Source organism: Streptomyces sp. enrichment culture, from assembly GCF_964273255.1.
In the GTDB taxonomy this organism is placed as follows: Bacteria; Actinomycetota; Actinomycetes; order Streptomycetales; family Streptomycetaceae; genus Streptomyces.
On record NZ_OZ186835.1, the window covers coordinates 6,056,760 to 6,069,212 of the forward strand.

Annotated in this window: 10 protein-coding genes; 6 read left to right on the forward strand and 4 right to left on the reverse strand. The window is 74.4% G+C overall.

Features of this window, described 5'->3' with window-relative positions:
* Nucleotides 1-312: 312 nt before the first annotated feature.
* Nucleotides 313-1,644, forward strand: coding sequence for a hemolysin family protein (locus ACSU53_RS26445; RefSeq protein ID WP_437031663.1), 1,332 nt, complete (start codon nt 313-315; stop codon nt 1,642-1,644).
* The gene (locus ACSU53_RS26450; protein ID WP_437031665.1) at nt 1,641-2,729 is read left to right on the forward strand and encodes a hemolysin family protein; all 1,089 of its coding nucleotides are present in this window, start codon (nt 1,641-1,643) and stop codon (nt 2,727-2,729) included. Before ACSU53_RS26445 ends, ACSU53_RS26450 begins: the two co-directional genes overlap by 4 nt.
* Nucleotides 2,730-2,825: 96 nt before the next feature.
* Here ACSU53_RS26450 and ACSU53_RS26455 read toward each other — a convergent pair whose 3' ends face one another.
* Nucleotides 2,826-4,685, reverse strand: coding sequence for an AAA family ATPase (locus tag ACSU53_RS26455; protein WP_437031667.1), 1,860 nt, complete (start codon nt 4,683-4,685; stop codon nt 2,826-2,828).
* A 430-nt stretch (nt 4,686-5,115) separates the two neighbouring features.
* Nucleotides 5,116-5,778, reverse strand: coding sequence for a uridine kinase family protein (locus ACSU53_RS26460; protein WP_437031669.1), 663 nt, complete (start codon nt 5,776-5,778; stop codon nt 5,116-5,118).
* A gap of 270 nt (nt 5,779-6,048) precedes the next feature.
* Here ACSU53_RS26460 and ACSU53_RS26465 point away from each other — a divergent pair, with 270 nt between their 5' ends.
* The 3 genes from ACSU53_RS26465 to ACSU53_RS26475 all read left to right on the forward strand — a co-directional run bounded on the left by ACSU53_RS26465 (nt 6,049) and on the right by ACSU53_RS26475 (nt 8,463).
* On the forward strand, nt 6,049-7,416 hold the full coding sequence (locus tag ACSU53_RS26465) for a peptidase C39 family protein (RefSeq protein ID WP_437031671.1): 1,368 nt from the start codon (nt 6,049-6,051) through the stop codon (nt 7,414-7,416).
* 173 nt (nt 7,417-7,589) lie between these two features.
* A complete protein-coding gene (locus tag ACSU53_RS26470; RefSeq protein ID WP_362093438.1) occupies nt 7,590-7,736 on the forward strand; it encodes an SCO1431 family membrane protein in 147 nt (48 codons plus the stop codon).
* 67 nt (nt 7,737-7,803) lie between these two features.
* Nucleotides 7,804-8,463 carry a TetR/AcrR family transcriptional regulator gene (locus ACSU53_RS26475; protein ID WP_437031673.1) on the forward strand — a complete coding sequence of 220 codons (660 nt, stop codon included), beginning with the start codon at nt 7,804-7,806 and terminating at the stop codon, nt 8,461-8,463.
* Between the two features lie 130 nt (nt 8,464-8,593).
* Here the strand turns inward: ACSU53_RS26475 and ACSU53_RS26480 are convergent, their stop codons facing one another.
* Nucleotides 8,594-9,832 (reverse strand): glycoside hydrolase family 18 protein, encoded by a 1,239-nt coding sequence (locus ACSU53_RS26480; protein WP_437031675.1) that lies wholly within the window; start codon nt 9,830-9,832, stop codon nt 8,594-8,596.
* A gap of 323 nt (nt 9,833-10,155) precedes the next feature.
* Here ACSU53_RS26480 and ACSU53_RS26485 point away from each other — a divergent pair, with 323 nt between their 5' ends.
* Nucleotides 10,156-11,328, forward strand: a complete 1,173-nt coding sequence (locus tag ACSU53_RS26485; protein ID WP_437031677.1) for an acyl-CoA dehydrogenase family protein — start codon at nt 10,156-10,158, stop codon at nt 11,326-11,328.
* Nucleotides 11,329-11,792: 464 nt separating this feature from the next.
* Here ACSU53_RS26485 and ACSU53_RS26490 read toward each other — a convergent pair whose 3' ends face one another.
* Nucleotides 11,793-12,221, reverse strand: coding sequence for a hypothetical protein (locus tag ACSU53_RS26490; protein WP_437031679.1), 429 nt, complete (start codon nt 12,219-12,221; stop codon nt 11,793-11,795).
* Nucleotides 12,222-12,453: the final 232 nt, after the last annotated feature.

A 12,453-nucleotide genomic window follows, 5' to 3' on the forward strand; every position in this document is an offset into this window, starting at 1 on the left:
CCGCCGCCCACCGCACCGCACACCACGGCCCGTCCCGGCACCCCGCGGGGACGGGCCGTGGTGCGCGGCGGGACCCGTCCGGGTCCCTCGCCCTGCCGCAGGGGCACGGGTCCCGATTAATCTGGTGGGCGCGGGCGCGACGACCACGCCCGCGCCCCTGCCGCCCGCCCGGCGCGCCAGGGGCTTCCTGCGACCCGAGGAGTGACTCCCTCCGGCGATGGACGGATCGTCCTGCAGTACCTGCGCCGCCCCCTCCCGACATAGCGCCGGCCGGCTCCGCCCGGTCCGCGTCCCACGGGAGGCGGTGGCACCATGACCACCCCCCTGCTGCTCCTGGCAGCCGCCCTCCTGCTGATTCTCGCCAACGGCTTCTTCGTGGCCGCCGAGTTCGGCCTCGTCACCGTCGAGCGACCCGACGCCGAACGGGCCGCCGCGACCGGCGACCGGCGCGCCCGCCGGGTCGTCGCCTCGCTGAAGGAGCTGTCCTTCCAGCTCTCCGGCACCCAGCTCGGCATCACCCTCACCTCCCTGGTCGTCGGCATGCTCGCCGAACCGGCCCTCGCCCGGCTGCTGCACGGCCCGGTCACCTCTCTCGGCGTCCCCGGCGGCGCGGTCTCCGGCATCTGCGTGATCGTCGGCGTCCTGCTGGCCTCGGCCGTGCAGATGGTGATCGGTGAACTCGTGCCCAAGAACTGGGCCGTCTCCCGCCCGCTGCAGGTCGCCCGCTTCGTCGCCGGCCCCCAGCACCTCTTCGCCCGGCTGTTCCGGCCGGTCATCGCCGCACTGAACGCCGTGGCCAACCGCCTGGTGCGCCTGTTCGGCATCGAACCCGCCCAGGAACTCGCCTCCGCCCGCTCCCCGGGCGAACTGGTCTCCCTGGCCCGGCATTCCGCCCGGGCCGGAGCCCTGGAGCAGGACACGGCCGACCTCTTCGTGCGCACCCTGTCCCTGGCGGAGCTGGCCGCGCAGCACGTGATGACGCCGCGCGTGAAGGTGAGCGCCCTGCAGTCCTCGGCCACCGCCCAGGACGTCGTCAACCTCACGCGGGCCACCGGCCTGTCCCGCTTCCCCGTCTACCGGGAGCGGATCGACGAGGTGACCGGCCTGGTCCACCTCAAGGACGCGCTGGCCGTGCCCGCCCGCGAGCGGCTCCGCACGCCCGTCGAGGCCATCGCCCGGCCCCCGCTGCTCGTGCCCGAGACCCTGCGCGTGCCGGCCCTGCTGGCCCGGCTGCGCAGCGAGCAGCCCATCGCCGTGGTCGTCGACGAGTACGGCGGCACCGCCGGGGTCGTCACCCTGGAGGACATCGTCGAGGAGATCGTCGGCGAGGTCCGCGACGAGCACGACGACCCGGACGCCCCCCAGCTCACCGCGGCGCCGCCGCAGGACGGCAACCCCGCGTGGGACGTCGACGGCGGCGTCCGCGTCGACCTGCTGCGGCGCATCGGCCTGGAGACGCCCGACGGCCCCTACGAGACCGTCGCCGGGCTGGTGGCCGACCGGCTCGGCCGCATCCCCGTCGTCGGCGACCACGTGGACCTGCCCGGCTGGCGGCTGTCGGTGCGCCGGGTCGGCCACTACCGTGCCGACTGCGTCCGCCTGGTCAGAACCGCGCCCCTGCCCCTGGTGGAGGCGGCGGGATGAGCGTCCTCCACCTCTCGTTCGCCGCCCTGCTGGTGCTCGCCAACGGCTTCTTCGTCGGCGCCGAGTTCGCCCTCGTCTCCGTGCGCCGCAGCCAGATCGAACCGCTCGGCACCGCCCGCGCCCGCCAGGTCCTGCACGGGCTGGAACACCTGCCGCAGATGATGGCGGCGGCCCAGTTCGGCATCACCGTCTGCTCCCTGACCCTCGGCGCGGTCGCCGAACCCACCGTGGCCCGCCTGCTGGAGCCCTTCTTCACCTGGATCCAGCTGCCGGCCGGCCTGGTCCACCCCCTCGGCTACGTCATCGCGCTCGCCGCGGTGGTCTTCTTCCACCTCGTCATCGGGGAGATGCTGCCGAAGAACCTCGCCCTGGCGGCCCCCGAGAAGGCCGCGCTGTGGCTCAGCCCGGGCCTGGTCTGGTTCGCCCGCCTGTGCCGCCCGGTCACGGCCGCGCTCGGCACCTGCTCGGCGGCCGTCCTGCGGCTGTTCCGGGTCGAGCCGAAGGACGAGGTCGAGGCCGTCTTCACCAGCGAGCAGCTCAACCGGCTGGTGGAGCACTCCGGCCGGGCCGGCCTGCTCGACCCGGAGGCGGCCGAACGCCTGGAGGACGCCCTGCGGCTGGGCTCCCGCCCGGTGACGGACGTCCTGCTGGAGCCGGCCTCGCTGGTGACCGTCCCCCCGGCGGCCACCCCGGCCCGCGTCGTGGAACTCACCGCCCGCACCGGCTACTCCCGCTTCCCCGTCACCACGGACGACGGCAGGGCCTTCCTGGGCTACCTGCACGTCAAGGACGTCCTCGACGTGGAGGACGACGAGCGCCCGGTGCCGCGCCGGCTGTGGCGGCCCATGACCACCCTGCGCTCCGACATGCCGCTGGACGACGCGCTCACGGTGATGCGCCGCGCCGCCACCCACCTGGCCCAGGTCGCCGACGCCTCCGGCCGGATCCTCGGCCTGGTCGCGCTGGAGGACGTCCTGGAGGTGCTGGTCGGAGAGGTCCACGACCCCGCCCACCGGCGGCTTCCCGAGGTGCGGCTGACCGAGCCGCGCGCCGGCGGCGCACCGGAACAGGCCCTGGCGACGTAGGAGGCGTGCCGCGGGGGCCGGCCGGACCACCGGCGTCCCCCGCCGCCGCGCCCCGGCGTCGGGGACGGGCCGAGGAGGTGCCGTCGCCGGGGAACGTCACCCGGCCGGGGGATCCTGCGGGCTCCGGCCCGACAGGACCTCCCCGTACGCCTGCATCAGGTCCGGCAGCCGCAGCGTCGCCAGGTCGTCGCGGGTCAGCGTGCCCGGCACGGTGGACAGCCGCAGGTCGCGGTACGCGCAGCTCTTCTCGTACAGGGTGCGCAGGAAACGCCCGTTGCCCAGCTCGTCGATCCACTGCTGGTCCACCACGTGACCGGCGATGGAGCGCAGCTCCTCCAGTGCCTCCTCGTCCCACACGTCCCCGTTGTCGGCGGCGAGCACCTTGCCGATCTCGGTGAGCTCCAGCGGCCGGTACGACGGGAAGTCGACCCGGGTGGTGAAGCGCGAGGACAGCCCCGGGTTGGCGGTCAGCAGCCGGTCCATGCCCTCCGGGTAGCCGGCCAGGATCACCACCAGGTGGTCGCGGTTGTCCTCGGCGCGCTTGAGCAGCACCTGGAGGGCCTCGTCGCCGTACGCGTCGCCCTTGCCGTACCCGGAGTTGGACAGCGCGTACGCCTCGTCGACGAACAGGACGCCGCCGAGCGCGGAGTCGATCAGCTCGTTGGCCTTCACCGCCGTCTGCCCGAGGTACTCGCCGACCAGGTCGGCGCGCTGTGCCTCCACGAGGTGGTCGCCGCCGAGCAGCCCCAGGGCGTAGAAGACCCGGCCCAGGATGCGGGCCACCGTGGTCTTACCGGTGCCCGACGGGCCGGAGAAGACGAAGTGCCGTTTGGGCGGCTGCACCGGCAACCCCTGCCCGGCCCGCAGCCGCGCCATGTTCAACTGCGCCGACAGCGCCTTGACCTGGCGCTTCACCGGCTCCAGGCCGACCATGCGCTCCAGTTCGGCGAGGGCTTCCTCCAGTAACGCCGGATCGGTGGGCCCCGTCGGCAGGGGCACGGGCGGCGCCCCGGCCCGCTCCCGCACGGGGGCGCCGGACAGCGGGGGCAGCGGGGCGGGCGGCGGCTCCGGGTCGGACAGCCGCAGATCCCGGCCCTCCGCGCCGAACAGCGGGTCCAGGGTGTCGGGCAGGTCCATCGCGTCCTGACCCGCGCCGGCGAGGGTGACGGCGGCCAGGCCCGCGTCGTCGTAGCCGTCCCCCTCGGAGATCGCCGCGAGCCGTGCCGAGGTGTCCATGAACGCCGGGTCCACCCGGTGCACCGCCCGGTACAGGGGGAGCGCGGCGGCGCTGCGGCCGGTCCCCTCGTGCGCCCGGGCCAGCCAGTAGCGCAGCTCCTTGCGCTGCGGCTGCTCGCTGCGGCAGCGCATCAGGGCCGCGGACAGCAGGGGTTCGGCCTGTCCGTACATCTCCAGCCGGACCCGCGCCATGCCGCCGAACAGGCCCGCCTCGATGCCGAGCACCGGGTCGCCGAGCAGCGGATCGGTGTGCCGGACCAACTGCTCCCAGTCCTTGACCAGGTAGGCCCGGCAGGCGTGCAGGAAGCGGACCTGGGGTTCGGTGTCCACGGGCGGCAGGCCGGCGAGGGCCCGGTCCAGTTCGGGGACGTGCCGGCCGTCGAGCCAGTGCGAGGCGTGCGCGAGCAGCAGGTCCCGCGGGCTCTCCAACACCGGCTGCACCCACCACCCCAGCCAGTACCAGGAGTTGAGCGGGCGCCGGTGCCGGGTGCGCTGCTCGCCGAACCGGTCCCGGTGCCGGAACATGCGCAGCAGCGCGGTCGTCGTGTCGACCCGCAGGGCGTGCAGCCCGAGCCAGCCGTCGGCCATCCCGGGGTCGATGCGCACCGCGTTGCGGAACTCCTCCTCCGCCTGCGGGTACGCGCCCATGGTGTAGGCGTCGACACCCCGCAGCCAGGCCAGGTCGGCCGGGGCCTGCGGGCCCTGCGTGCCGAAGTCCATCGCGTCCCCCACGAACCGTGCCCCCGTCGTGTGCCGGCCGGTCCTCGTCCGTCGGCCCCCGAAGGTCGAACCGCTGTGCCGCGGACCGGAGTTGCAGGTGCGCGAAGCAGCGTCCCCGGATCGCACCGAGGTGCATCGTACCCGCGCCGGCGCCCCCTCCACAGAGCGCCGCCGGGCCGTGGACGTGCGGGGGGAGCGGTACGCGGGGCCGTCGTGCGGTGACGCAGGGTGATCATCCGGAGTGCTCGACGGCCCGGAGAGGCCGGAGCGGGCAGAACGAAGCCCCCGATCACGGGGGAACAACCGGGGGCTTCGCGTCCGCGAGCGGCTCCGAAGGGCCGCACACGGAGAACGTAAGACCTGTACGGCCCGCGGGTCAAGCCGAGTTGGGGTCCTGCGGCAACTTGTCCGACGAGGCGTTTTCACAGGTTCACCACACTGCTGGCGGTCCGTCACCGAGCGTGAACGGAGGGGCCGTTCCACCGGTCACGGCAGGTCCCGGACGCACCTCGTACCCCTCGTGCCCCTCCTCGCGCTGCCGCACCAGAACGTGCGCGAACGGCCGCGACGGGTCCTCGGCGAAATGCCGGCGTTCCGCCGGCACCCACCCGTCCCAGAACGCGCGCTGCTCCGCGCCGTCCCGGGCCCGGCCCCGCGCCCAGGACCGCGGAGCGGGCAGGTCCATCCACGCCAGCAGCGCCAGGTGCGGGCGCAGGGACCGGCGCCCCGCTCCGACGCCCTCCACGAGGATCACCGGCGCGGGGGGCAGGGGCCGGGGCGGCCCGAAGCGCCGGGCGCGCCAGTCGTAGGGGCGGTAGTGCGCCGTGACGCCGCGGCCGAGGGGTTCGACGACCTGGGCGAACAGCCGCCCGGTCCAGCCGAACAGCTCCTCGTGGCTGGCGATGTCGTCGAGCCGCAGCACCGGGGCGCCGCCGAGGGCCGCCGCCAGCCGGTCGGCGAACGTGGACTTCCCGGAGCCCGCGTGCCCGTCGACGCCGACGAGCCGGACCGGGCCGCAGGAGGGCGGGAGCCGGCGGATGCGGGGGGCGAGGTCCGGGACGTCGGGTTCCCGGGGCGGGGGTGCGGTGGACATGACGTCAGCACTGTAGGCGGTCCGCGGGGCGGACGGCCCGTTCGTGCCCCCGTGCCACCCCCAGCGGGGCGCGACGGTGCGGTGCCGCGCGCCTGGGTCCGTCAGAGGTCCAGTCCCTTGTTGCCCGGCGCGGCACGGCCCCGGGTGCTGGCCGGACCGGCGCGGCTGCGTCCATAGTGGGCGCACAGCCGCGCCCGCCGGTGGACGCACGCGGTCCGACCGGCCGCGCACCGGACCTGAACCGACTCGGACCCCTGGGGGCATCCACCCATGAGCAGAGCCGAACAGCCGTCCCGCAGAACCCTGTTGACGGCCGCCGTCGCCGTCACCGTCGCCGGCGGCGCGACCTCGGCGTCCGCCGCCGCGGGCCCGCCCGGCGCCGGTGCCGTCGACGGCCGCGCCCCCGGGCGCCACGTCGACAACCGGGCCTGGACCTCCTACGCCGACTGGCGCGGGGGAACCGCGCGGGGCACCCGGCCCGTCGCCGGCACCCGCCCCGGACTGGTGCTCGCCCGCCCCGCCGGGACCACCGCGTACACCGACCCCCACACCGGCCGCACCGAGTCCTGGGAGTACGCGACCTGGACCTCCCCGGACCACCGGCTCGCCGTCCCCGCGACCGAGGCGATCGCCTCCTGGAACGCGCACACCCCCGAGGGCACCTGGCTGGGCATCGAGCTGCGCGGCACCTACGACGACGGCACCCGCACCCCCTGGTACGTCATGGGCCGCTGGGCGTCCGGCGACCAGGACATCCGGCGGACCTCGGTGGACGACCAGGGCGACGGCCGGAGCACCGTGTGGACCGACACCCTGGCCGTCGACGACCCGGCCTCGGGGCAGCGCCTGACCGCCCTCCGGCTGCGGCTCACCCTGTACCGCCGCCCCGGCACCCGGCTCACCCCCACCGTGTGGCGGCTCGGCGTGATGGGCTCCGACGTCCCCGACCGCTTCACCGTCCCCGCCTCCACGCCCCGCGTGGCCCGGGAGCTCGACGTCCCGCGCTACTCCCAGGAGATCCACCGGGGCCGGTACCCGGAGTACGACAACGGGGGCGAGGCGTGGTGCAGCCCCACCTCCTCGCAGATGATCGTCGAGTACTGGGGCGGGCGGCTCACCGAGGAGGACCTCGCCTGGGTCGACCCGTCGTACGACGACCCGCAGGTGTGCCACGCGGCCCGCCACACCTACGACCACGCCTACGCCGGCTGCGGCAACTGGCCCTTCAACGCGGCCTACGCGGCCTCCTTCGAGGGCATCCGGGGCGTGGTCACCCGGCTCTCCTCCCTGACCGACCTGGAGACCCTGATCGCGGCGGGCATCCCGGCGATCACCTCCCAGTCCTTCCTGGAGGAGGAGCTCACCGGCGCCGGGTACGGCACCGCCGGCCACCTGATGACCGTCATCGGCTTCACCGCCGACGGCGACGTGATCGCCAACGACCCGGCCTCGCCGAGCGACGAGGCCGTGCGGCGCGTCTACCGGCGGCGCGAGTGGGAGAACATCTGGCTGCGGACCAAGCGGTACAACGCCTCCGGCAAGGTCGTCTCCGGCACGGGCGGGATCTGCTACCTGTACTTCCCGGCCCGCCCATCGGCGCGCCAGCGCAGGGCGCTGGCGGCGGTGGGCGTGCGCTGACCCGGCGTGCGGAGCGGCGGGCGCGGGCCGGACGGACCGGGCGGGCGGTACCCCGGAACACGGGGACCAGTCGCCGGTGTGACCAACGTCTCGGCCGCACCCGCCGTTTCCGGTGGCAAAGTGGACAACTCCGCACGGGGGATCCACCGCACCACCGACACCAGTGAGATGCCATGACCGCCAGCGCAGCCACCGTCACCGCCACCCGCGTCCGCACCGGGGGTCCCCAGGAGGACGGCCCGAAGATCCTCGAGCACGTCATGGGGTGGACGCTCGTCGTCGTCCTGGCCATGCTCGTCACCCGGCTCGGACTGCTCTGACCCCGTCGCGGACCGACCTGCCATACTGCGGGGGTCCCGCCCCCCCCCGCAGAAGACCAGGGTCACCTTGAGTGTCAGCCGACAACCGGCCCCGCGGCCCCGCGTGCGCGGTACCGAGCGCTCCCTGACGCGCCGGGCAGAGCTCATCGCCATCGGGCGGCGTCTGTTCGCCGACACGTCGTACGACGCGCTCTCCATGGACGACATCGCCCGTCAGGCGAACGTCGCGAAGGGGCTGATCTACTACTACTTCCACTCCAAGCGGGGCTACTACCTGGCGATCATCGAGGACTCCGTCGCCGACCTGGTGACCTTCGCGGCGAGCGGGACGGACCGGCCGCCGGTGGACCGGGTGCACCGCACCATCGACGGCTACCTGCGCTACGCCGAGCACAACCAGGCCGCCTACCGCACGATCGTCAGCGGCGGTGTCGGGTTCGACACCGAGGTGCAGGCCGTCCGCGACCGGGTGCGCGAGGCGATCGTGGCCACGATCGCCGAGGGCGCCTACGGCCCCGTCGACGCGATCGGCCCGGTCGCCCGGATGGGACTGCTGTCCTGGGTGTGCAGCGTCGAGGGAGCCACCCTGGCCTGGATCGACCGGCCCGAGCTGCCCCGCGACGTCATGGCCGAACTGCTGGTCAAGACGCTCGGCGGCGCGCTGCGGGCCATCGAGGAACTGGATCCCGCCCGTCCGGCGCCGGAGCCCGCCCGCCGGGACACGTGACCCCGGTCCGCCGCGACGCCCCGGCGCACCGGCCGCGGGCCGTCCGGGGACGCGGACGGGGCGGAGGTCCCCCCGTGGAAACCCCCGCCCCCGGTGTCCCGCGCGCCCGGCGTGGTCCGGGCGCGCGGCCCTAGCGGATCGCCCGGATCAGTTCGCCGTCGGCGGTGTCGCCGCTCAGCTCCCAGAAGAACGTCCCGGCCAGGCCCTCGCGGTCCTTGTAGTCCATCTTGTCCGCGATGGTCGCCGGGGTGTCGTAACTCCACCACTGCTCGCCGCACTTGGCGTAGGCGGTGCCGCCGACGGTGCCGGTGGCCGGGCACTTCTCCTTGAGCACCTTGTAGTCGTCGATGCCGGGCTCATAGGTGCCGGGGGCCGGCCCGGTGGCCGTACCGCCGGGCGCCGACGCGGTGACGCCGGTCCAGCCGCGCCCGTAGAAGCCGATCCCGAGCAGCAGCTTGGACGACGGGATGCCGAGGCCCTTGAGCTTGGCGATGGTGGCGGCGCTGTGGAAGTCCGCCTCCGGGATGCCGTCGTACGACGTCAGCGGTGAGTGCGGGGCGGTGGGGCCGGTGGCGTCCCAGGCGCCGAAGAAGTCGTACGTCATCGGGTTGTACCAGTCGACGTACTGGGCGGCACCCGCGTAGTCGGCCGCGTCGATCTTGCCGCCCGGTGTGGCGTCGGCCGGGATCGCGGCGGTGACCAGGCCGTCGGGACCGAACCTGCCGCGCAGCGCCGCCATCAGGTCGCCGAACGCCTCCCGGCCGCTGGTGTCGCAGGTGGCCCCGCAGGCGTTCGGGTACTCCCAGTCGATGTCGATGCCGTCGAAGACGTCGGCCCAGCGGGGGTCCTCGACCAGGTCGTGGCAGGACCGGGCGAACGCCTCCGGATCCTTCGCCGCCTCGCCGAACCCGCCGGACCAGGTCCAGCCGCCGAAGGACCACAGGACCTTGAGGCCCGGGTGCTTCGCCTTGAGTTCGCGCAGCTGGTTGAAGGTGCCGCGCAGCGGCTGGTCCCAGGTGTCGGCGACGCCGTCGACGGACTGCTCGGCGGTGTAGGCGCGTTCGGTGGCCGCGTAGGCGTCGCCCATGGCGCACCGGCCGCCGGTCACGTTGCCGAAGGCGTAGTTGATGTGGGTGAGCTTCTCCGCGGAGCCCGAGGTGTCGATGTTCTTGACGAGATAGCCGCGGTCGTAGGTGCCCCATTCGGTGAAGTAGCCGATGACCTTCGATCCGGCGGCGGCCTCCTGAGCCGAGGTCGCCGCGGTCGCGGCCGGGGTGCCCGCGCCGGCCAGCAGTCCGGCGCCGAGGACGGCGGCACAGGCGGTGGACAGGAGCGCCCGCAGGGTGCGGGGGCGGTGGGGGGATGGCATCCGGTGTCTCCTCGTGGGGGAGGGGAGCCCGGGTCGTTTGGCATGAACGCGATGACCCGGTGGGAAGCGAAACACTAGGAGGACTAGACCACTCCGGTCAATGGTGCGGACCATTCGCGGCCACCGCGGGTTTCCCCGAGTAAGCGGTCGTTAACTGGTGACGCGTCGCCGCCGATCGGGCATACTCACAGCGCAAGCCGCTGATCAGCAGCTTCCGAGACCCGGGAGCGCGAGCATCGGCAACGCACCGCAATGACCCGGCGGAGCCGCCCCACCCAAGGCGCACGTCCGCCGATGTGCCCGACAGGGAGGAGAGCGTCGCCATGCCCGACCACGCCCCGCAGCCGGTGGACCGGCAACTGCCCACGGACGAGGCCCGGGACCTGCTCGCCCTCGTCCGGGACATCGCACAGCGCGAGATCGCGCCCCGGGCGGCCGAGGAGGAGGACGCCGGCCGCTTCCCGCGCGAGCTGTTCACCCTCCTGTCCGAGTCCGGGCTCCTCGGCCTCCCCTACGACTCCGAGTACGGCGGCGGCGACCAGCCGTACGAGGTCTACCTGCAGGTCCTCGAGGAACTCGCGGCCGCCCGCCTCACCGTCGGCCTCGGCGTCAGCGTGCACACCCTGGCCTCCTACGCCCTGGCCGCCTACGGGACCAAGGAGCAGCAGGCCGAACACCTGCCCGCCCTGCTCGGCGGCGGCCTGCTGGGCGGCTACTGCCTCTCCGAGCCCGCCTCGGGCTCCGACGCCGCCTCCCTGCGGACCCGGGCGGTGCGCGACGGCGACGACTGGGTGATCACCGGCACCAAGGCGTGGATCACCCACGGCGGCATCGCCGACTTCTACACGGTCATGGCGCGCACCGGCGAGGACGGCCCGCGCGGCATCTCCGCCTTCCTGGTGCCCGGCGACGCCGAGGGGCTGAGCGGGGCGGCGCCCGAGAAGAAGATGGGCATGCGGGGCTCGCCCACCGCCCAGGTCCACCTCGACGGCGTCCGGGTCGGCGACGACCGGCGCATCGGCGAGGAGGGCCAGGGCTTCGCCATCGCCCTGTCCGCGCTGGACGGCGGGCGGCTCGGCATCGCGGCCTGCGCCGTCGGCCTGGCCCAGGCGGCGCTCGACGAGGCCCTGCGGTACGCGGCGGAGCGGCGGCAGTTCGGCCGGCCGATCGCGGACTTCCAGGGGCTGCGGTTCATGCTCGCCGACATGGCGACCCAGATCGAGGCCGGCCGCGCCCTGTACCTCGCGGCGGCCCGGCTGCGGGACGCCGGACGCCCCTTCGCCAAGCAGGCGGCCATGGCGAAGCTGCACTGCACCGACACGGCGATGCGGGTCACCACCGACGCCGTGCAGATCCTCGGCGGCTACGGCTACACCGCGGACTTCCCGGCCGAGCGCTACATGCGCGAGGCCAAGGTGCTGCAGATCGTCGAGGGCACCAACCAGATCCAGCGCATGGTCATCGCACGTCATCTCGCGGGTCCGGAGACCCGCTGAACTGACCCAGCCCCCGGAAGGGCGCCGCCAGCCGGGCCCACTCCGGGTCGTGCTGCCCCGGCAGGGTCCGGCCGCGGTCGGCCCAGGCGCGCAGCAGATCGCGGTAGATCGGCGGATCGGGCAGCCGCGGAGGTGCCGGGGCGGGCGGCGGGACGTAGAGACGGCGCTGACGCCCGGTCGTCGAGTACGTGGGGGTCGTCATACCCGGGCAACGCGGGAGCGACCGGGCACGTCACCCGGGGACGGAATAGGCCGTGCGTTCGCCCCTGTCCGCCACGCGGTGCGGAGCCCGGCCGTGAGCCGGGCGCCGGGGGCCAAGTGCCGTCCCCGGCGGCGCCGTTGCGGAGTCCCGCGGGGCGCGGACGCCTCGCGCGGCGCCCCGGTGCCGTCCTGCGGTGTCCGGCACGTTCACGCTTACGGGTGAGGGCGGGGCGCCGGTCCGCCGCCCTCCGCCGGAACCGCCCTCAGGCGGCGCTGCGGCGCATGGCGGGAACCCTGATCGGGCGCGAGCCCGGCCCGCCGACGTGCGAGAACGGCTGCGTCCGCCAGTCGAGCCCCTGCGGCAGCGTGAGCAGCAGGGCGGTGTCCTGCTCCTGCGGCGTCACGGAGGCGTCCGCGGGAAGCGCGTCGGTGGCCCGGCGTCCGGTCCCGGAGCAGACCGTGAGCCCGAACGGGTTCCACGGCGAGGCGCACAGCGCGTGCTCCGGCAGCACCTCCTCGTCCGCCAGCAACGCGATGGGCTGCGCGCAGTCCGGGCAGACCACCCGGTACATCTCGAAGGTGTCGTAGGTGTCCGACTCGTCGTCCAGGGCGTCCGGTTCGACGCCCTCCGGGTACAGCTCCACGACCGGCTGCTGCCGCTTGGACGCGGTACGGCGCTTCACACTCTGCATGGGTTCTCCCCCTCGGGCTGGGCCGTGACGGCACTGCGGCCTCGACCACAGCAAGCACTTCCCGTCCCCCCTGGGGGGTAATCACGAGAACATCACGGAGAGCGTTCGAACGGTGTGGCGTTCGTCACATGCCGGTCGCAGGTGCCCCCTGCGCGGGTCTTTGTCCCCCGGTGCGGCCCGCGCCCTGCGCCCGGCGCGGAACGCACCGGCCATGACCCGGGCCGCTCAGGTA

What these genes read in the sequence shown, in the direction of transcription:
- ACSU53_RS26445 (WP_437031663.1), top strand. Translation starts at nt 313, where the DNA reads ATGACCACCCCCCTGCTGCTCCTGGCAGCCGCCCTCCTGCTGATTCTC.
- ACSU53_RS26450 (WP_437031665.1), top strand. Translation starts at nt 1,641, where the DNA reads ATGAGCGTCCTCCACCTCTCGTTCGCCGCCCTGCTGGTGCTCGCCAAC.
- ACSU53_RS26455 (WP_437031667.1), bottom strand. Translation starts at nt 4,685, where the DNA reads ATGGACTTCGGCACGCAGGGCCCGCAGGCCCCGGCCGACCTGGCCTGG.
- ACSU53_RS26460 (WP_437031669.1), bottom strand. Translation starts at nt 5,778, where the DNA reads ATGTCCACCGCACCCCCGCCCCGGGAACCCGACGTCCCGGACCTCGCC.
- ACSU53_RS26465 (WP_437031671.1), top strand. Translation starts at nt 6,049, where the DNA reads ATGAGCAGAGCCGAACAGCCGTCCCGCAGAACCCTGTTGACGGCCGCC.
- ACSU53_RS26470 (WP_362093438.1), top strand. Translation starts at nt 7,590, where the DNA reads ATGACCGCCAGCGCAGCCACCGTCACCGCCACCCGCGTCCGCACCGGG.
- ACSU53_RS26480 (WP_437031675.1), bottom strand. Translation starts at nt 9,832, where the DNA reads ATGCCATCCCCCCACCGCCCCCGCACCCTGCGGGCGCTCCTGTCCACC.
- ACSU53_RS26485 (WP_437031677.1), top strand. Translation starts at nt 10,156, where the DNA reads ATGCCCGACCACGCCCCGCAGCCGGTGGACCGGCAACTGCCCACGGAC.
- ACSU53_RS26490 (WP_437031679.1), bottom strand. Translation starts at nt 12,221, where the DNA reads ATGCAGAGTGTGAAGCGCCGTACCGCGTCCAAGCGGCAGCAGCCGGTC.